Annotated in this window: 6 protein-coding genes; 5 read left to right on the forward strand and 1 reads right to left on the reverse strand. The window is 30.8% G+C overall.

What is annotated here, in order from left to right; translation table 11 throughout:
- Positions 1-92: 92 nt before the first annotated feature.
- Entirely contained in the window at positions 93-797 is a 705-nt protein-coding gene (locus AVENP_RS01495; RefSeq protein ID WP_128359165.1) for a response regulator transcription factor, read from the reverse strand.
- A gap of 189 nt (positions 798-986) precedes the next feature.
- On the opposite strand from AVENP_RS01495, the gene AVENP_RS01500 reads away from it, so the two are divergent.
- The 5 genes from AVENP_RS01500 (at position 987) to AVENP_RS01520 (ending at position 23,636) form a co-directional block, all read left to right on the forward strand.
- Positions 987-2,768 (forward strand): TolC family protein, encoded by a 1,782-nt coding sequence (locus tag AVENP_RS01500; protein WP_128359166.1) that lies wholly within the window; start codon positions 987-989, stop codon positions 2,766-2,768.
- A 27-nt stretch (positions 2,769-2,795) separates the two neighbouring features.
- Positions 2,796-4,952 (forward strand): type I secretion system permease/ATPase, encoded by a 2,157-nt coding sequence (locus AVENP_RS01505; protein ID WP_128359167.1) that lies wholly within the window; start codon positions 2,796-2,798, stop codon positions 4,950-4,952.
- Positions 4,953-4,955: 3 nt separating this feature from the next.
- Positions 4,956-6,371 (forward strand): HlyD family type I secretion periplasmic adaptor subunit, encoded by a 1,416-nt coding sequence (locus AVENP_RS01510; protein ID WP_128359168.1) that lies wholly within the window; start codon positions 4,956-4,958, stop codon positions 6,369-6,371.
- Positions 6,372-6,491: 120 nt separating this feature from the next.
- Positions 6,492-22,769 carry a Calx-beta domain-containing protein gene (locus AVENP_RS01515; protein WP_172664184.1) on the forward strand — a complete coding sequence of 5,426 codons (16,278 nt, stop codon included), beginning with the start codon at positions 6,492-6,494 and terminating at the stop codon, positions 22,767-22,769.
- A gap of 66 nt (positions 22,770-22,835) precedes the next feature.
- On the forward strand, positions 22,836-23,636 hold the full coding sequence (locus AVENP_RS01520) for a sensor histidine kinase (protein WP_128359170.1): 801 nt from the start codon (positions 22,836-22,838) through the stop codon (positions 23,634-23,636).
- Positions 23,637-23,661: the final 25 nt, after the last annotated feature.

Genomic DNA, 23,661 nt, shown 5'->3' on the forward strand with positions numbered 1-23,661 from the left:
TATGATGATTGATTTAATTTGCAGAACTTTGTAATATAATTAATTTACATTATAACAAACTATTATTAAATTAGTGTCAGAGATTTGAATAGTTAAAAATTAAGTCTGTAACCAACCCCTGAAATATTAATTATAGATTCTTTACCAATTTTTTTTCTAACTTTATTTAATAAATTTTTTAATGCAGAATCAGTAGCTTCAAAACAATCTTCCCAAACATTAGACTTTAATTCATCTGTTGAGACAATCCTATTACTATTTTTTATTAAAAAACTTAGTAAATCTAACTCTTTAGATGTTAAAAGCAACTCTTTTTGTGTATTTAAATCAATTAATGTTTTGTGAAGAACGTTGTATTGAATATTATTTTGAAATAAAATTAGATATCTTGAATTATCTAAAATTTCTTCAACAGATTTATGTAATGCATTATTTAGTGTTTTAAAATCTACAGGTTTAGTTAAATAATCTACAAGTTTTAGTTTTGTAGCTTCAAGAAGATATTTTGTATCTGTATATGCACTTAATAAGATTACAGGGATAGTCTTATCTTTTTTTCTTACTTCTTTAATATAATCTATTCCGTTAGTATTTGGAAGATTTATATCTGAAATGATTATATCAATTCTTTGATTTTCGAAAATTATATTTGCTTCTTCTGTGTTAGCTGCATCAAATACATTTTCACATAATAAAAGCAATACTTTTTTAATATTAATTCTAATGTTTTCTTCATCTTCAATGTACAAGAGATTTAAATTTTTTAATATATTGTTATGATTAATATTTTTTTGCATAATCTCTTCCAAATTTATATAAATAATCATGTATGTTATAATAAATAAACTTAAAAAAGTGAAAAATTGTCTTATTTGTAATTATAACGTAATTAAGGTAGTTATTTAATTAATGCTTAAGTAAAATACATGTAAAGTAATAGTAAAAATTATTTAGTCCTTTTAATTTATCCTGCATGGAGTCATAAAATGTATATTAGAAAATTATTAAAGTTTGCTTGTATTTCAATACTAGCGAGTAGTTCTTTACAAGCTTTTAGTTTGAGAGAGAGTGTTGAAAAGGTATTGGCTTCTAATCCAGAGATTATTGCAGAAAAAAATAATCAGGAAGCTTTTAAAAAGTATATTGATGAAAGAGAAGCAAACTATCTTCCTAGAATAGATATTGATGGGAGGCTTGAAAAGAGTAACTCTGATAAAAAATATGATCAACCAAATTCTAGTAATCTTCAAAGTGGTTCAGATCAAGAAGATGGGTATAATGTTGGTATAGCTTTAAATCAAATGTTATATGATGGTAATTTAACGCCAAGCCAAGTTGCAGAAGCAAAACATAATGATTTATCAAATAAATATAGATCAGAAAAGAATATTGAAAATGTAGTTTATGAAACTATAGTTGCATATAAAGATTTGGTTCAATATAATGAAATGTTAGATTTAACAAAAGAAATGATAAAAACAAATGAAGAAAATCTTCAAATAGCAAAAGAAAAAGAATCTATTAGTGGTGAAATTCTTGAAACTTATGAGGTTGATTCAAAATTAAGTTTTGTAAAAGAGAAATATTTAGAAGAAAATGATTTAAAAAGTTCAAAAGTTAGTACATTTAAAAGATTTGTTGGTAGTGAACCTTCAGGAAATGAGTGTAGACCAAAAATAAATTTGTCTAAAATTCCAGATAATTTACAACAAATCGTAGAATTAGCAGTTTTAAAAAATTATGAAATTCAACAACAAATTGAAGTAATAAAAGCTCAAAGAGAAAAAATTGCACAAGCTGATTCTAAATTTCTACCAAATTTAAATTTAGAATTAAAAGCGCTTACAGATAGCGATTTATCTTTAAATGAACTTGGTACAGAAAATCAAGTATATGGAAGAATAAATCTTGCATGGAATCTATATAATGGTGGTGGAGATTATGCTGTTTCTAAACAAGAAGAACTATTCTTAGCTGAACAGAAAAAAAGATTAGATGCAATTACCAATAAAATTGTTGAGTCAATAAAGGTAAATTATCAAAGATTTATGAAAAATAAAGAGAGAATCTCTATTCTTAAAGATTATGTTGTTGCAAATGAAAATATTGTTGAAGTTTATAAAAGTGAATTTGAATCAGGTACTAGAACATTTGTTGATATTTTAGATGCACAAACAGTTTTATATGAAGCTAAAAAGAGTTTAGTTTCAAGAGAATATGAATTGTATACAAATTATTATGATATGTTAAATACATTATCAATGTTAACAAGTACAGTTTTAGAATCTGAAGATGGCTGTTCTAGTGATAAAGCATTAAATACAATTGTTTCTGAACAAAAACAAGCATCAGATAAAACTGTATCATCAGATTTAAGAGCATTATTAGGTGATGATACAGCAGTGGCAAAAGAACAAAAGCCTGTAGTTAATTCTATTCCTAAAGATGAAGTAGTAAAAACAAAAGTAACAAGTGAGTATAGTTCATTTTTGGATGCTCCTGCAAGCTATTATACAATTAATATTACAACAACGGATAGTATAGATGCTGCTAAGAATTATATTAGCATGAATAGTCTGGATAAAAATAATTCTTATGTATATCCATTTGGCCCAGAAATGAAAAGTGCTAAGGTTATTTATGGTACATTTAAATCCGTAAAAGAGGCAAATGAAGCAATAAATAAACTGCCATCATCTGTTATTGCAAATAAACCATATATAGATAATATAAGTAAACATCAAAAACTATATGCTAAATATAACTAATATAGGATATGAGATAAAAGGTAAATATTGGAAAATAATTCTGATTTAATAGAAAATGAAACATTAACAGACTTAAAAGATAGAAGAAAAGTAGATGACTTATTAGGTTGTCTACTTTTTTTATCTAAGTATCATAATAGAGAGACTTCTGCTGAATCTCTGACTTTTGGATTACCAATTCATAAAACTTCAATGAATATAACAATGTTCCATCAAGCATCTACTCGTATAGGTTTAGTTACAAAAACTGTTAAGAGAGAAAAATTAAAAGATATAACAAAACTTGCTTTACCATCCGTTTTAATTTTAGATAAAAATAGAGCATGTGTTTTATTAACTTATGATTTAAAAGAGGGCATTGCAAATGTTATTATCCCTGGATTAATTTCTGGTGAAACACAAATGACTATACAAAAACTTGAAAGTGAATATACTGGTGAAGTAATAATTATAAAACCTGAATATAACTTCAATAATAGAATAGAGAAAGAAGTTGTTATTGATAACCCAAAAGAGTGGTTTTGGGGAACATTATTAAGAAATAAGGGAATTTATCAGCAGGTTATTGTTGTATCTTTATTTATAAACTTATTTATTTTGGCAACACCACTTTTTACAATGAATGTATATGATAGAGTTCTTCCAAATAATGCAATTGAAACATTATGGGCTTTATTTATTGGAATTTCAATTGTAATGTTTTTTGATTTATTATTAAAAATATTGAGATCTCATTTTTTAGGAACTGCGAGTAAAAGAGCAGACACGATAATGTCTAATAAAATATTTAATCATTTATTAAATATTAAACTTGATGCAAGACCTGCTTCAACAGGACAATTTGTAAGTAGATTACAATCTTTTGAAAGTGTAAGAGAATTTTTTACAGGGGCAACAATTGCCGCTGTTGTTGATTTACCTTTTGTAGTTATTTTCATAATTGTAATCTTTTTTATTGCAGGTCCATTAGCTTTTATTACAATAATAACAGTAATTATATCTCTATTAATTTCATGGTATATGCAAAGACCTCTTAAAGAAATTATTGCAAAGTCAATAAAAGAAGAACAAATAAAACAAACTACGCTTATTGAAACAGTTTCTGGCTTAGAAATAATTAAAAGTGTTAAAGCTCAAAATAGAATGAAAACGCATTGGGAAAATTCAATTAATAAAACTGTTCATTATGCTGATAAAGGTCATTTTTTATCTCAAACTATTACATATTTGACAGCATTTATTTCACAATTTTCTAATATTGCAATTGTTGCTGCTGGAGTTTATTTAGCTCAAGATGGACAAATCACAATGGGAGCTATCATTGCTGCCATGATTTTAAATGGTAGGGTAATAGCTCCTATTTCACAATTAGTTGGAATGATTATTAAATTTGATAGAACTATGTTATCTTTAAATAATCTTGATGAGGTTATGAAAATGCCAGTTGAAAAAGAGAATAAATCTTATATAAGTAGACCGAATTTAAAAGGTGATATTGAATTAAAAGATGTTCAATTTGCTTATAAAGATCAAAATCATCAAACATTAAAAGATATAAATTTACTTATAAAAGAAGGTGAAAAAGTTGCAATCCTCGGAAAAATAGGATCTGGAAAGTCTACTTTATTAAAGTTAATTATGAATTTATATGAGCCAACTTCTGGATCTGTATTAATCGATGGTTTGGATACAAGACAAATAGATCCAACAGATTTAAGACACTCTATTGGAAGTGTTCCTCAAGAGCCTTTTTTATTTATGGGAACAATAAAAGATAATCTTACAATTGGTGAACAATATGTATCTGATGAAGAGTTATTAAGAGTATCTAAAATTGCGGGATTAGATGATTTTTTAGGAAAACATGAAGCGGGATATGATTTATTAGTTGGAGAAAGAGGAGATGGTTTATCAGGAGGAGAGAGACAATCAGTTACTCTTGCAAGAGCACTAATTTCTGATCCAAATATAATAATGCTTGATGAACCAACAAATTCAATGGATAGACAAACAGAAAAATCATTTATTAACAGACTTCAAAATATTGTTTCAAATAAAACTTTGATAGTAGTAACGCATAAAACTTCTTTATTACAATTAGTAGATAGAATAATAATTGTAGAAAATGGTCAAATAATAGTAGATGGACCAAAAGATGAAGTTTTTACTACAAAAGTAGGTTAAATAATGTATAAAGAGAAAAAAATTAAAGAAAAAAAAGGTCTTATCGATTGGTTTAGAAGACTTTATGGATTAGAGGATGAAAAGCAAGAAGATTTAGAATTTATGTATAGTTTATATTCTAATTCAAATGAAAAACCAAGTAGAGTATCAAATATAATTTTTTTATTAATTACTGGTATCTTTTCTATTCTTGTATTATGGGCAGCATTTGCAGAAATTGATGAATTAGCAAGGGGAAATGGAAAGGTAATTCCAACAGATAAAATACAAACGGTTCAATCTTTGGATGGTGGAATAATTTCTGAAATATTCGTTAAAGAAGGTGATGTTGTAAAATTTGATGACCCTTTAATGAAAATTGATACAACAAGATTTCAAGCTACACTTGAAGAGAGTAAGCAAGAATATTTATCTTTATTAGCATTAAAAACAAGACTAGAAATTGAATCAACAATTGATATTAGTAAAGAGTTACCAGTTTTGAAATTTGATGAAAAAGTTATGAAAGATTTATCAAGATATGATATAAATGAGAATTTATTATTAGAAAATAGATTTAGAGAATTAAAATCTTCAGTTAATGTTCTTGAAAACCAATTAAGCCAAAAAATTCAAGAACTAAAAGAGATTGAAAGTACAATTAATAAATTGACAGATAGTTTAGGTTTTATAGAAGAACAAAGAAAAACTATTAGAAAACTTGTAGAAAGAGGAATAAAATCTAAATATGATTTATTAGATATTGAAAAAGAATATAATTTAACTAAAGGGGATTTGCAAACTGCAAAATTATCAATATCAAGATCAAATTTTGCAATTACAGAAGCAGAAAACAGAATAAAAGAAAAAATTGATACATTTAGAGCAGAAGCTTCTCGAGACCTACAAAAAACAGTAAGTCAAATAAATAGATTTGAAGCTAAATTAGTTGGAGATAGGGATAAAGTTGCCAAAACAACAATTACTTCACCAGTTGATGGAATTATTAAACAACTAAATTTTAATACCATCGGAGGTGTTGTTCAATCTGGTATTGATTTGATGGAAATAGTACCTTTAAGTGATGCTTTAGTTGTTGAAGCAAAAATTGATCCTAAAGATATTGCATTTATAAGTCCAACACAAAAAGCAATTATAAAAATCACAGCATATGATTTTGGAATTTATGGTGGATTAGAAGGTAAAATTGTTGAAATCTCAGCAGATACAATTGTTGATAAAGACTCTAAAGATGGAAAAAGTTATTATAGAGTTTTAGTTAAAACAAATAAAAATTATTTAGAGAGAAAAGGTAAAAAATTACCAATTATTCCAGGAATGATTGCAACTGTAGATATTGTTACAGGTAAAAAATCAATATTAGATTTTCTTCTAAAACCAATACTAAAAGTAAAACAAGACTCACTTCACGAAAGATAATCTAATTTGGTTATCTTTTTTATAAAAAATCTCAAATATAAAACTTTTTAGAGACTTTATTAATATAATATTGTATTAATAATAGAAATAATAATTAGTCAATAAAAATGGAGAGATAAAATGAAGTTAACAATTAAAACTGAAAATGGTCAAAGAGTTGTAGATTTAAAAAATGATTTACAATTTAAGGCCTTAAAAGGTGAAGAGTATGTCTTCTCAAATGGTTTCTCAAATTATGTTTTAAATTTTAAAGATAATCAAGAGTCAGTTGTTCTAACTTTTAATGTGAATGGTAAATCAATAAAAGTGGAACTAAATGGAATTGTTCCACTTCTTCAAGCTAATACATCGGATATGTCTAATCCAACAGCAATTATTATTAATAAAGATATAAATAATAAAGATGTTGATAATATTATTGATAACACTTCTTTTAATGGAGGAGAGATAATTAATCAATTAGAATCATTAATGTCTAACCCTATTGATCTAGGTAATAGTAAGGCTACTAATTTAACATTAATAACTGATTATCAAACATTATTAGAATCTCTTGGTGCAGCAGCTGCAGGTGGTGATGCCGGAGGAAATACAAGTAATGGTTCAACATTTAACTCTACATTTTCATTAACTGCTGGTGCATTAAATGGTATTGCAGATAGTGCTAGAGGAGAAAATTTAACAGAATCTATATCTACTACTCCTGTTGATTCAGGGAATACAATAGCTATAGCTAACACAACTCCAGTAACAGCAACAATTATAATTGGTGATGCAGGAAGTGTAAAAGAAGCAGATGGAGCAATATTAACATATTCAGTAAAACTATCAAACGCAGTTGGATCAGATGTAGAAGTAGATTTAACAACAGGTGGAACCGCTTCAAAAGGTGATGATTATACTAATACATTACAATACTCAACAAATGGTGGAACAACTTGGTTAGATGTACCAGCAACTGGAAAAGTAACACTGCCAGCAGATGGATCTTCTGTTCTTGTAAAAGTAACAGTAAAAGATGATGCAATAACTGAAAATGATGAAACAGTAACATTAACAGCAACAACAACAGATGCACAAATTACAACACAAACAGCAACAGGAACAGGAATAATCACAGATGATAGAGGAAATGATAATCCAGATGTAGATGAAGATGTAAAAGCAAATATTGAAGTAACTGATGCAGGAAGTGTAAAAGAAGCAGATGGAGCAATATTAACATATTCAGTAAAACTATCAAACGCAGTTGGATCAGATGTAGAAGTAGATTTAACAACAGGTGGAACCGCTTCAAAAGGTGATGATTATACTAATACATTACAATACTCAACAAATGGTGGAACAACTTGGTTAGATGTACCAGCAACTGGAAAAGTAACACTGCCAGCAGATGGATCTTCTGTTCTTGTAAAAGTAACAGTAAAAGATGATGCAATAACTGAAAATGATGAAACAGTAACATTAACAGCAACAACAACAGATGCACAAATTACAACACAAACAGCAACAGGAACAGGAATAATCACAGATGATAGAGGAAATGATAATCCAGATGTAGATGAAGATGTAAAAGCAAATATTGAAGTAACTGATGCAGGAAGTGTAAAAGAAGCAGATGGAGCAATATTAACATATTCAGTAAAACTATCAAACGCAGTTGGATCAGATGTAGAAGTAGATTTAACAACAGGTGGAACCGCTTCAAAAGGTGATGATTATACTAATACATTACAATACTCAACAAATGGTGGAACAACTTGGTTAGATGTACCAGCAACTGGAAAAGTAACACTGCCAGCAGATGGATCTTCTGTTCTTGTAAAAGTAACAGTAAAAGATGATGCAATAACTGAAAATGATGAAACAGTAACATTAACAGCAACAACAACAGATGCACAAATTACAACACAAACAGCAACAGGAACAGGAATAATCACAGATGATAGAGGAAATGATAATCCAGATGTAGATGAAGATGTAAAAGCAAATATTGAAGTAACTGATGCAGGAAGTGTAAAAGAAGCAGATGGAGCAATATTAACATATTCAGTAAAACTATCAAACGCAGTTGGATCAGATGTAGAAGTAGATTTAACAACAGGTGGAACCGCTTCAAAAGGTGATGATTATACTAATACATTACAATACTCAACAAATGGTGGAACAACTTGGTTAGATGTACCAGCAACTGGAAAAGTAACACTGCCAGCAGATGGATCTTCTGTTCTTGTAAAAGTAACAGTAAAAGATGATGCAATAACTGAAAATGATGAAACAGTAACATTAACAGCAACAACAACAGATGCACAAATTACAACACAAACAGCAACAGGAACAGGAATAATCACAGATGATAGAGGAAATGATAATCCAGATGTAGATGAAGATGTAAAAGCAAATATTGAAGTAACTGATGCAGGAAGTGTAAAAGAAGCAGATGGAGCAATATTAACATATTCAGTAAAACTATCAAACGCAGTTGGATCAGATGTAGAAGTAGATTTAACAACAGGTGGAACCGCTTCAAAAGGTGATGATTATACTAATACATTACAATACTCAACAAATGGTGGAACAACTTGGTTAGATGTACCAGCAACTGGAAAAGTAACACTGCCAGCAGATGGATCTTCTGTTCTTGTAAAAGTAACAGTAAAAGATGATGCAATAACTGAAAATGATGAAACAGTAACATTAACAGCAACAACAACAGATGCACAAATTACAACACAAACAGCAACAGGAACAGGAATAATCACAGATGATAGAGGAAATGATAATCCAGATGTAGATGAAGATGTAAAAGCAAATATTGAAGTAACTGATGCAGGAAGTGTAAAAGAAGCAGATGGAGCAATATTAACATATTCAGTAAAACTATCAAACGCAGTTGGATCAGATGTAGAAGTAGATTTAACAACAGGTGGAACCGCTTCAAAAGGTGATGATTATACTAATACATTACAATACTCAACAAATGGTGGAACAACTTGGTTAGATGTACCAGCAACTGGAAAAGTAACACTGCCAGCAGATGGATCTTCTGTTCTTGTAAAAGTAACAGTAAAAGATGATGCAATAACTGAAAATGATGAAACAGTAACATTAACAGCAACAACAACAGATGCACAAATTACAACACAAACAGCAACAGGAACAGGAATAATCACAGATGATAGAGGAAATGATAATCCAGATGTAGATGAAGATGTAAAAGCAAATATTGAAGTAACTGATGCAGGAAGTGTAAAAGAAGCAGATGGAGCAATATTAACATATTCAGTAAAACTATCAAACGCAGTTGGATCAGATGTAGAAGTAGATTTAACAACAGGTGGAACCGCTTCAAAAGGTGATGATTATACTAATACATTACAATACTCAACAAATGGTGGAACAACTTGGTTAGATGTACCAGCAACTGGAAAAGTAACACTGCCAGCAGATGGATCTTCTGTTCTTGTAAAAGTAACAGTAAAAGATGATGCAATAACTGAAAATGATGAAACAGTAACATTAACAGCAACAACAACAGATGCACAAATTACAACACAAACAGCAACAGGAACAGGAATAATCACAGATGATAGAGGAAATGATAATCCAGATGTAGATGAAGATGTAAAAGCAAATATTGAAGTAACTGATGCAGGAAGTGTAAAAGAAGCAGATGGAGCAATATTAACATATTCAGTAAAACTATCAAACGCAGTTGGATCAGATGTAGAAGTAGATTTAACAACAGGTGGAACCGCTTCAAAAGGTGATGATTATACTAATACATTACAATACTCAACAAATGGTGGAACAACTTGGTTAGATGTACCAGCAACTGGAAAAGTAACACTGCCAGCAGATGGATCTTCTGTTCTTGTAAAAGTAACAGTAAAAGATGATGCAATAACTGAAAATGATGAAACAGTAACATTAACAGCAACAACAACAGATGCACAAATTACAACACAAACAGCAACAGGAACAGGAATAATCACAGATGATAGAGGAAATGATAATCCAGATGTAGATGAAGATGTAAAAGCAAATATTGAAGTAACTGATGCAGGAAGTGTAAAAGAAGCAGATGGAGCAATATTAACATATTCAGTAAAACTATCAAACGCAGTTGGATCAGATGTAGAAGTAGATTTAACAACAGGTGGAACCGCTTCAAAAGGTGATGATTATACTAATACATTACAATACTCAACAAATGGTGGAACAACTTGGTTAGATGTACCAGCAACTGGAAAAGTAACACTGCCAGCAGATGGATCTTCTGTTCTTGTAAAAGTAACAGTAAAAGATGATGCAATAACTGAAAATGATGAAACAGTAACATTAACAGCAACAACAACAGATGCACAAATTACAACACAAACAGCAACAGGAACAGGAATAATCACAGATGATAGAGGAAATGATAATCCAGATGTAGATGAAGATGTAAAAGCAAATATTGAAGTAACTGATGCAGGAAGTGTAAAAGAAGCAGATGGAGCAATATTAACATATTCAGTAAAACTATCAAACGCAGTTGGATCAGATGTAGAAGTAGATTTAACAACAGGTGGAACCGCTTCAAAAGGTGATGATTATACTAATACATTACAATACTCAACAAATGGTGGAACAACTTGGTTAGATGTACCAGCAACTGGAAAAGTAACACTGCCAGCAGATGGATCTTCTGTTCTTGTAAAAGTAACAGTAAAAGATGATGCAATAACTGAAAATGATGAAACAGTAACATTAACAGCAACAACAACAGATGCACAAATTACAACACAAACAGCAACAGGAACAGGAATAATCACAGATGATAGAGGAAATGATAATCCAGATGTAGATGAAGATGTAAAAGCAAATATTGAAGTAACTGATGCAGGAAGTGTAAAAGAAGCAGATGGAGCAATATTAACATATTCAGTAAAACTATCAAACGCAGTTGGATCAGATGTAGAAGTAGATTTAACAACAGGTGGAACCGCTTCAAAAGGTGATGATTATACTAATACATTACAATACTCAACAAATGGTGGAACAACTTGGTTAGATGTACCAGCAACTGGAAAAGTAACACTGCCAGCAGATGGATCTTCTGTTCTTGTAAAAGTAACAGTAAAAGATGATGCAATAACTGAAAATGATGAAACAGTAACATTAACAGCAACAACAACAGATGCACAAATTACAACACAAACAGCAACAGGAACAGGAATAATCACAGATGATAGAGGAAATGATAATCCAGATGTAGATGAAGATGTAAAAGCAAATATTGAAGTAACTGATGCAGGAAGTGTAAAAGAAGCAGATGGAGCAATATTAACATATTCAGTAAAACTATCAAACGCAGTTGGATCAGATGTAGAAGTAGATTTAACAACAGGTGGAACCGCTTCAAAAGGTGATGATTATACTAATACATTACAATACTCAACAAATGGTGGAACAACTTGGTTAGATGTACCAGCAACTGGAAAAGTAACACTGCCAGCAGATGGATCTTCTGTTCTTGTAAAAGTAACAGTAAAAGATGATGCAATAACTGAAAATGATGAAACAGTAACATTAACAGCAACAACAACAGATGCACAAATTACAACACAAACAGCAACAGGAACAGGAATAATCACAGATGATAGAGGAAATGATAATCCAGATGTAGATGAAGATGTAAAAGCAAATATTGAAGTAACTGATGCAGGAAGTGTAAAAGAAGCAGATGGAGCAATATTAACATATTCAGTAAAACTATCAAACGCAGTTGGATCAGATGTAGAAGTAGATTTAACAACAGGTGGAACCGCTTCAAAAGGTGATGATTATACTAATACATTACAATACTCAACAAATGGTGGAACAACTTGGTTAGATGTACCAGCAACTGGAAAAGTAACACTGCCAGCAGATGGATCTTCTGTTCTTGTAAAAGTAACAGTAAAAGATGATGCAATAACTGAAAATGATGAAACAGTAACATTAACAGCAACAACAACAGATGCACAAATTACAACACAAACAGCAACAGGAACAGGAATAATCACAGATGATAGAGGAAATGATAATCCAGATGTAGATGAAGATGTAAAAGCAAATATTGAAGTAACTGATGCAGGAAGTGTAAAAGAAGCAGATGGAGCAATATTAACATATTCAGTAAAACTATCAAACGCAGTTGGATCAGATGTAGAAGTAGATTTAACAACAGGTGGAACCGCTTCAAAAGGTGATGATTATACTAATACATTACAATACTCAACAAATGGTGGAACAACTTGGTTAGATGTACCAGCAACTGGAAAAGTAACACTGCCAGCAGATGGATCTTCTGTTCTTGTAAAAGTAACAGTAAAAGATGATGCAATAACTGAAAATGATGAAACAGTAACATTAACAGCAACAACAACAGATGCACAAATTACAACACAAACAGCAACAGGAACAGGAATAATCACAGATGATAGAGGAAATGATAATCCAGATGTAGATGAAGATGTAAAAGCAAATATTGAAGTAACTGATGCAGGAAGTGTAAAAGAAGCAGATGGAGCAATATTAACATATTCAGTAAAACTATCAAACGCAGTTGGATCAGATGTAGAAGTAGATTTAACAACAGGTGGAACCGCTTCAAAAGGTGATGATTATACTAATACATTACAATACTCAACAAATGGTGGAACAACTTGGTTAGATGTACCAGCAACTGGAAAAGTAACACTGCCAGCAGATGGATCTTCTGTTCTTGTAAAAGTAACAGTAAAAGATGATGCAATAACTGAAAATGATGAAACAGTAACATTAACAGCAACAACAACAGATGCACAAATTACAACACAAACAGCAACAGGAACAGGAATAATCACAGATGATAGAGGAAATGATAATCCAGATGTAGATGAAGATGTAAAAGCAAATATTGAAGTAACTGATGCAGGAAGTGTAAAAGAAGCAGATGGAGCAATATTAACATATTCAGTAAAACTATCAAACGCAGTTGGATCAGATGTAGAAGTAGATTTAACAACAGGTGGAACCGCTTCAAAAGGTGATGATTATACTAATACATTACAATACTCAACAAATGGTGGAACAACTTGGTTAGATGTACCAGCAACTGGAAAAGTAACACTGCCAGCAGATGGATCTTCTGTTCTTGTAAAAGTAACAGTAAAAGATGATGCAATAACTGAAAATGATGAAACAGTAACATTAACAGCAACAACAACAGATGCACAAATTACAACACAAACAGCAACAGGAACAGGAATAATCACAGATGATAGAGGAAATGATAATCCAGATGTAGATGAAGATGTAAAAGCAAATATTGAAGTAACTGATGCAGGAAGTGTAAAAGAAGCAGATGGAGCAATATTAACATATTCAGTAAAACTATCAAACGCAGTTGGATCAGATGTAGAAGTAGATTTAACAACAGGTGGAACCGCTTCAAAAGGTGATGATTATACTAATACATTACAATACTCAACAAATGGTGGAACAACTTGGTTAGATGTACCAGCAACTGGAAAAGTAACACTGCCAGCAGATGGATCTTCTGTTCTTGTAAAAGTAACAGTAAAAGATGATGCAATAACTGAAAATGATGAAACAGTAACATTAACAGCAACAACAACAGATGCACAAATTACAACACAAACAGCAACAGGAACAGGAATAATCACAGATGATAGAGGAAATGATAATCCAGATGTAGATGAAGATGTAAAAGCAAATATTGAAGTAACTGATGCAGGAAGTGTAAAAGAAGCAGATGGAGCAATATTAACATATTCAGTAAAACTATCAAACGCAGTTGGATCAGATGTAGAAGTAGATTTAACAACAGGTGGAACCGCTTCAAAAGGTGATGATTATACTAATACATTACAATACTCAACAAATGGTGGAACAACTTGGTTAGATGTACCAGCAACTGGAAAAGTAACACTGCCAGCAGATGGATCTTCTGTTCTTGTAAAAGTAACAGTAAAAGATGATGCAATAACTGAAAATGATGAAACAGTAACATTAACAGCAACAACAACAGATGCACAAATTACAACACAAACAGCAACAGGAACAGGAATAATCACAGATGATAGAGGAAATGATAATCCAGATGTAGATGAAGATGTAAAAGCAAATATTGAAGTAACTGATGCAGGAAGTGTAAAAGAAGCAGATGGAGCAATATTAACATATTCAGTAAAACTATCAAACGCAGTTGGATCAGATGTAGAAGTAGATTTAACAACAGGTGGAACCGCTTCAAAAGGTGATGATTATACTAATACATTACAATACTCAACAAATGGTGGAACAACTTGGTTAGATGTACCAGCAACTGGAAAAGTAACACTGCCAGCAGATGGATCTTCTGTTCTTGTAAAAGTAACAGTAAAAGATGATGCAATAACTGAAAATGATGAAACAGTAACATTAACAGCAACAACAACAGATGCACAAATTACAACACAAACAGCAACAGGAACAGGAATAATCACAGATGATAGAGGAAATGATAATCCAGATGTAGATGAAGATGTAAAAGCAAATATTGAAGTAACTGATGCAGGAAGTGTAAAAGAAGCAGATGGAGCAATATTAACATATTCAGTAAAACTATCAAACGCAGTTGGATCAGATGTAGAAGTAGATTTAACAACAGGTGGAACCGCTTCAAAAGGTGATGATTATACTAATACATTACAATACTCAACAAATGGTGGAACAACTTGGTTAGATGTACCAGCAACTGGAAAAGTAACACTGCCAGCAGATGGATCTTCTGTTCTTGTAAAAGTAACAGTAAAAGATGATGCAATAACTGAAAATGATGAAACAGTAACATTAACAGCAACAACAACAGATGCACAAATTACAACACAAACAGCAACAGGAACAGGAATAATCACAGATGATAGAGGAAATGATAATCCAGATGTAGATGAAGATGTAAAAGCAAATATTGAAGTAACTGATGCAGGAAGTGTAAAAGAAGCAGATGGAGCAATATTAACATATTCAGTAAAACTATCAAACGCAGTTGGATCAGATGTAGAAGTAGATTTAACAACAGGTGGAACCGCTTCAAAAGGTGATGATTATACTAATACATTACAATACTCAACAAATGGTGGAACAACTTGGTTAGATGTACCAGCAACTGGAAAAGTAACACTGCCAGCAGATGGATCTTCTGTTCTTGTAAAAGTAACAGTAAAAGATGATGCAATAACTGAAAATGATGAAACAGTAACATTAACAGCAACAACAACAGATGCACAAATTACAACACAAACAGCAACAGGAACAGGAATAATCACAGATGATAGAGGAAATGATAATCCAGATGTAGATGAAGATGTAAAAGCAAATATTGAAGTAACTGATGCAGGAAGTGTAAAAGAAGCAGATGGAGCAATATTAACATATTCAGTAAAACTATCAAACGCAGTTGGATCAGATGTAGAAGTAGATTTAACAACAGGTGGAACCGCTTCAAAAGGTGATGATTATACTAATACATTACAATACTCAACAAATGGTGGAACAACTTGGTTAGATGTACCAGCAACTGGAAAAGTAACACTGCCAGCAGATGGATCTTCTGTTCTTGTAAAAGTAACAGTAAAAGATGATGCAATAACTGAAAATGATGAAACAGTAACATTAACAGCAACAACAACAGATGCACAAATTACAACACAAACAGCAACAGGAACAGGAATAATCACAGATGATAGAGGAAATGATAATCCAGATGTAGATGAAGATGTAAAAGCAAATATTGAAGTAACTGATGCAGGAAGTGTAAAAGAAGCAGATGGAGCAATATTAACATATTCAGTAAAACTATCAAACGCAGTTGGATCAGATGTAGAAGTAGATTTAACAACAGGTGGAACCGCTTCAAAAGGTGATGATTATACTAATACATTACAATACTCAACAAATGGTGGAACAACTTGGTTAGATGTACCAGCAACTGGAAAAGTAACACTGCCAGCAGATGGATCTTCTGTTCTTGTAAAAGTAACAGTAAAAGATGATGCAATAACTGAAAATGATGAAACAGTAACATTAACAGCAACAACAACAGATGCACAAATTACAACACAAACAGCAACAGGAACAGGAATAATCACAGATGATAGAGGAAATGATAATCCAGATGTAGATGAAGATGTAAAAGCAAATATTGAAGTAACTGATGCAGGAAGTGTAAAAGAAGCAGATGGAGCAATATTAACATATTCAGTAAAACTATCAAACGCAGTTGGATCAGATGTAGAAGTAGATTTAACAACAGGTGGAACCGCTTCAAAAGGTGATGATTATACTAATACATTACAATACTCAACAAATGGTGGAACAACTTGGTTAGATGTACCAGCAACTGGAAAAGTAACACTGCCAGCAGATGGATCTTCTGTTCTTGTAAAAGTAACAGTAAAAGATGATGCAATAACTGAAAATGATGAAACAGTAACATTAACAGCAACAACAACAGATGCACAAATTACAACACAAACAGCAACAGGAACAGGAATAATCACAGATGATAGAGGAAATGATAATCCAGATGTAGATGAAGATGTAAAAGCAAATATTGAAGTAACTGATGCAGGAAGTGTAAAAGAAGCAGATGGAGCAATATTAACATATTCAGTAAAACTATCAAACGCAGTTGGATCAGATGTAGAAGTAGATTTAACAACAGGTGGAACCGCTTCAAAAGGTGATGATTATACTAATACATTACAATACTCAACAAATGGTGGAACAACTTGGTTAGATGTACCAGCAACTGGAAAAGTAACACTGCCAGCAGATGGATCTTCTGTTCTTGTAAAAGTAACAGTAAAAGATGATGCAATAACTGAAAATGATGAAACAGTAACATTAACAGCAACAACAACAGATGCACAAATTACAACACAAACAGCAACAGGAACAGGAATAATCACAGATGATGACATAGCACCTGTAACAGTAACTGTATCAGAGGAAGGTTTGGCTAATGGAATTCCTGATAATAATGGTACACCAACAGATAGTACAAATGAAACAAGTGTTGAAGGAACTATTAACATTAGTAATTTAAATCTTTCTTCAAATAAAGAGTTTATGTTAAATATTCCATCAATTACTTTATCTTCACATGGAGAAGAGATAGTTTGGGAATTAAATGCTGATAAAAATGAATTAATTGGTAAAACAAGTGGTGAAGATGCAATAAAAGTTACGATTGATGAAACAGGAAAATATTCAGTTGAGTTATTAAAACCTATTGATCATCCAGTAAATAGTGTTGAAGATGTTGTAAGTTTTGACATTAATGTAACTGTAAAAGATGGTACATTCCAAACAGATACAAAATTTACAATTAATATTGAAGATGATATGCCAACTGTTGAAGATACAACTATTGTATGGACACAATCTACTACTATTCCAGATATATTTACTGGAAATGTAAGCTTTACAGGAAATGGTGGAACACATTCTTCTTATTCTTTTGCAGGTGGTTCAGTTTTAGTTACTGGAAAAGGATTTACAAGTAGTACGGATTTAGATTTAGTAGATGCATCATTGAGCCAAAGTTCAGGTGGTTTGGGCGTTGCTAGTTCTTCTTCTCCTTATCATAATGTTTCAAATGAAGTTGATTATAGAAAAACAGCTAATGGTGAAGGTGCATCTGAAGAGTTAATTATTAAATTAGAAGATGGAAAAATATCTTATGGTGCTAAAATAAATTTTGCATACATGTATGGTGGCGAATTAGAAGTTGGTATTGCAGAATTTTATAGAGATGGTGTTTTAGTTTCTACTCAAACATTTAGTTCAAATGCATCAAGTGGAAATTATGCTGCTAATTTTGAAGTATTAGATGGTGGCTTTGATACAATCATTATAAAAGCAACTGATAATGGAAACTCATTTAATGTAAAAGATAATAGTGATTTTGCAGTTACAGGTGTTGAATTCTTAGGAACAACAGCTCCTCAAGCTAGCTCTTACGGTGAAGGCACAATTTCATATGGATATGGTGCAGATGGAGCAGGAAGTTTAGGATTTACAAATGTTAAAGATAACCTTACTTTAACAGATGGAACTACTGTAACTGTTACAACAACAGCTACTTCAATAATCGCAAAAGATTCAAATGGAGAATTGGTTTTCCAAGTTCAATTAACTCCAAGTACAGGAAAATGGGAATTCTATCAATATAAAGATTTTTTAATTGGTGATGGAACAAAAGAAACATTAGATATTTCTTTTAAAGTTGTTGATGCTGATGGTGATGGAGTTGATGGTTCAATAACGATTGGTGTTAATAAATTACCAACATCTTCAGACGACTCAATAGAAATATTAGAAGATAATAATCACACATTAACATTAAATGACTTTGGAAATAATAGTAATGACTTCACAAAAGTTAAAATTGAAACATTACCAACAAATGGCATCTTATTATTAGCAGGTGTTGCAATTATTGCTGGTCAAGAAATTAGTAAAAGTGACATTGAATCTGGTAAATTAGTATTTAAACCTACAGAAAATTCAGATGCAGATAGTGGCTTTTCATTTAAAATAACTAATGGAACATTGTGGAGTGCATCATACAATACAGATATTAATATCGCAGCTGTTGCAGATAAACCAACAGCAAGTATTAGCGTTACAAAAATAACATCAAGTGATGATGGAAGTTCAGGTTCTTCTAATCAAACAAACACAGACTTTAATGATTTAGATTTATTAACTGCTTCAACACAAGGTTCAAGAAAATATGAGAATTTAGATCAAGATTTAGTATATAGTGGAACTAATGATATAGTTAAAGATTATCAAAATGCAAATGCTACAAATATAACAACTGATAAAGGTAATGATACATTAGAATTCCAAAGTGCAAATAATAAAAATATTAACACTGGTGCAGGTGATGATAAAGTTATTATTAATCAAGGTTCAAGTGGAAATAATGTTCAACTAGGTGAGGGTAATAATAGTCTTACAATTGGTGGAAGTTTAAATCAAGGTACAACTCAAGCTGGTGCTGGAAATGATACTTTGATTGTTAATCAAGGGGCAAGTGGAACACAAGTTAATTTAGGAGATGGAAATAATACAATTAGTATTAAAGAATCTTTAAATTCAAGTAATATCTCTACAGGAAATGGTAATGACACTTTAATCATTGGAAATAATTCTGATGGTAATACTATCTATACTGGTGGAGGAGCTGATAAAGTTCAAATTAATGGAAATGTACAAGATACTAAAATAGATTTATCTGATGGAAATGATAGCATTAAATTATCTTCACAAAGTAATGTAAACTTTAATATAAATACAGTGATTGATGGAGGAAAAGGAGATGATACTTTATACTTCTCAGGAAAAATGGAAGATTATAAAGTTGCAGTTGGTGTAGATACAGGAAACTCAGCATTGATTTCATGGGCCCAATTTGTTGAAATGAATAAAAATGCTGATGGATATGCAAATAAAGAGTTTACAATTTATGAAGTTGATGGAAATGGAACTTTACAAGGATCAAAATTCGTTGTAAAAAATATTGAAAATGTTGTTTTTGAATCTAGTGAAAATAGTGGAACAGTAACAACAAATGATTATAAAGTTGATATAAGTGCAGCACTAGCAGATTTAGATGGAAGTGAAACACTTACTGTAACTATAAATAATGTTCCAACAGGAGCAACACTTACAAGTACAGCTTATACATTAGTAGATAATGGAAATAACACTTGGAGTGTAACTATTCCAGCAGGAACAAAATCAATTAGTGATTCAATAACAATGAGTGTTCCAAAATCAAATACAGAGACTGTTAATTTAGAAATAACAGCAAGAGCTACAGAATCAAATGATAATACAAATGGCTTAAATTTTGCAGAAGCAACGGCTAATGATGGAGTTCCAGCAACTACAGATGATAAAATAACTACTAATGAAGATACATCAAAAGTACTAACTCTTTCAGATTTTGGTACATATAGCAATGGTAATGGAGATGCAATAAGTTCGATTAAAATAAACACATTGCCAACAAATGGTGTATTAATGTTTAATGGAGCAGCAATAAGCGCGGGTGTAGTTTTAAATGCTAGTGATATAAATAGTGGGAAATTAGTATTTATTCCAAACAATAACACAGATTTAGATAGCTCATTTACTTTCCAAGTTAGTGATTCAAAAGATTGGAGTATGACACATACAACTTCAATTGAAGTTATTGCAGTTGCAGATAAACCAACTGCAAATATAAATGTTGAAAGAAGTGTAACTATTGATACTTCAAATGTTACAGATACTTCAAAAGGTTATACAGTAACAGCATATAATACAAGTGGAAACCAAACAACAATTTCAACTGTAGATGGCACTAATCATAATGGATTTGGGGTTTCTGGGGCAAGTTCAGGGGATACAACAGAAATAGGTTATAACAATACAACTAAATCATCAGAAGTTCTAAAAGTAGCTTTTGAAAATGATGTTTCAAGTGTTGATGTAACTTTTGCATATAAAAATCCAAATGAAACAGCAGTTGTTAAATTCTATAAAGATGGAGTTTTAGTAGGTACTCAAATACTTACAGGAGGAACAGATACTGTAGATGGTCCTTTCACTTTAACAGCAGATAATGGTGCTGCCTTTGATGAAGTTAGCTTTTCAGCCCTAGGAAAAGATGATGATTATTTAATAAATAAAATAAGCTTTACAGAAGTAGAAACAAATAGCTCAGGTGCAATTGTTGGTGACATATATAATGTAGATATAAGTGCAGCCTTAGCAGATACAGATGGAAGTGAATCATTAACAGTAACAATTACAAATGTACCAACGGGAGCAACACTTTCAAGTGATAGTTATACATTAGTAGATAATGGAAATCACACTTGGAGTGTAACAATTCCAGCAGGAACATCATCTATTGCTGATTCAATAACAATGAGTGTTCCAACATCAAATACAGATGAAATTAATTTAGGAATAACAGCAAGAGCTACTGAAACAAATGATAATGCTGATGGATTAAATTATGCAGAGACAATTGATACAGATGCATTAGTGTATGGAATGAATGAAACAAATACTTTAGTATTTGGAGAAGTAACAACTAATTTATTGTTAACACTAGATGTATCAGGAAGTATGTCATTTAAAATAGATAATTCATATGAGACAAGATTAGATATTGCAAAAAAATCTCTTATTGATACAATCAAAGCATATCAAGCAAATGGAGAGACGCAAGTTAATTTAACTTTATTTAAAGTTGATTCAAAAAATGTTGGTTGGATGAGTGCTGATGAAGCTATTAAATATATTAATAGTTTACAAATTGACTCTAAAACTTATCAGCTTACTTCAAATGGTGTAAATATTAATTTAACTGATGGTACAGGATATAATGATGCATTAATTGAAACAATGAAGGTAGATTTTACTGGACATGATGCAACTCAAACAATAGCTTATTTTATCTCTGATGGTGAAGCAAATTCTGCAGTGGATAAAATTGATCAAGATAGTGATACAACTATAAAAAATTGGAAAAATTATGTAGATAATAATATTGATACTTTAAATGTTATTGGAATAAGTAAAGATATTAGTGCTAAATATTTAAAAATTATACAAGTTCAAGATGGTGATAATGTAATATTAGTACAAAAAGAAGAGACATTAGGTGATGTTTTATCAGGAACAGTGCATAGTTCAATTACTGGTGATGTATTGGATAATATAATAGGTGGAGATGGAAATACAAAAATAGATAGTATCGTTATTGATGGAAAAGAGTATACAAAAGACAATTTCCCAACAGATGGCGTTGCGCTTGATGGAGATGGAAAATTAACATTCAATTTTGATACAGGAAAATATGAATATAGTGTAAAATCTTCTGAATTTTCAGCTGATACAACAAAAACATTTGAAGTGAATGCAAGTGATGAAGATGGAGATAAAACTACATTTGACGTAAATCTAAAAATAGATATTTCTCCAAATGAATCAGCACATACTTTAAATATATCAGGTGAAGATATTGATTTAAGTGCAATTATTTCATCTAATACAAATACAGATGTTATTAATTTAGAGAATTCAAAAGTTGATAAAATTTCTGTAGATTTAAATGATGTTTTACTTCAAGAAGATCACCAACTAATTATAAAAGGTGATTTAGGTGATAAAGTTGACTTAGATACGCCAAGTGATTGGTCAAATATAGGTAAAGAACAACTAGATGGAGTAAATTATAATGTATATACAGGAACAGGGGCAAATTCTACAGTTAAATTATTAATTGACGATGATATTGATGTTACACCTGATATATAAACATAAATAGGAATTTTTCCTATTTATGTTTTTTAAATTTGTAATAAAATAGGATAAATTTTTTAGATGAGACAAACAAGAATAGATGAGTTTTTAGAGTTAGAATATCATAATAAAGAACTCGAAAAAAGAATAAAAGAAGAAGTTGCAAAAAATAGAGAAAAAGACAAGTTAATGTTTCAGCAATCAAAGTTGGCATCTTTGGGTGAAATGTTAGGAAATATATCCCATCAATGGAGGCAACCACTTATGGAAATTAACTCTTTGTTTTTACCAATTGAAGCTAAGATTACTCTTGGTGTTCCTTTAGAAGATAATGAAATTCTTCAAACAATAGATAAATTAAATCATATTACTAAATATATGTCGAATACTATTGATGATTTTAAAAATTTTTTTGCGACAGATAAAGAAAAAATAAAATTTAAACTATTAGAACAAATTAATTCAACAGTAAATATTATTAGTGGAGGGCTAAAAACTCATAATGTTAAACTTGATATTATAATTAAAAAAAATCCTGAAATAATTGCTTATAAAAATGATTATTCACAAGTTCTAATTAATATAATAAACAATGCAAAAGATGTTTTAGTTCAAAGAAAAATTGGAAATCCATATATAAAAATCTCAATATATGAAGAGAATAAAAATATTATTACCACAGTTGAAGATAATGCTGGTGGAGTAAAAGTTAATCCAATTGAAAAGATATTTGACCCTTTTTTTACTTATGAAAAAATGGGAGGTTCAGGAATTGGACTTTTTATGTCAAAGCTTATAATAGAAAAAAATATGAATGGCAAACTCTCAGTTGAAAATACATCAAATGGCGCTTTTTTTAAGATAATAATTCCTAAAATTTAGGAATTATTACTTCATATTGTATTTA

It is taken from the genome of Arcobacter venerupis, assembly GCF_013201665.1.
Taxonomy (GTDB): Bacteria; Campylobacterota; Campylobacteria; order Campylobacterales; family Arcobacteraceae; genus Aliarcobacter; species Aliarcobacter venerupis.

What these genes read in the sequence shown, in the direction of transcription:
- AVENP_RS01495 (WP_128359165.1), bottom strand. Translation starts at nt 797, where the DNA reads ATGCAAAAAAATATTAATCATAACAATATATTAAAAAATTTAAATCTC.
- AVENP_RS01500 (WP_128359166.1), top strand. Translation starts at nt 987, where the DNA reads ATGTATATTAGAAAATTATTAAAGTTTGCTTGTATTTCAATACTAGCG.
- AVENP_RS01510 (WP_128359168.1), top strand. Translation starts at nt 4,956, where the DNA reads ATGTATAAAGAGAAAAAAATTAAAGAAAAAAAAGGTCTTATCGATTGG.
- AVENP_RS01515 (WP_172664184.1), top strand. Translation starts at nt 6,492, where the DNA reads ATGAAGTTAACAATTAAAACTGAAAATGGTCAAAGAGTTGTAGATTTA.
- AVENP_RS01520 (WP_128359170.1), top strand. Translation starts at nt 22,836, where the DNA reads ATGAGACAAACAAGAATAGATGAGTTTTTAGAGTTAGAATATCATAAT.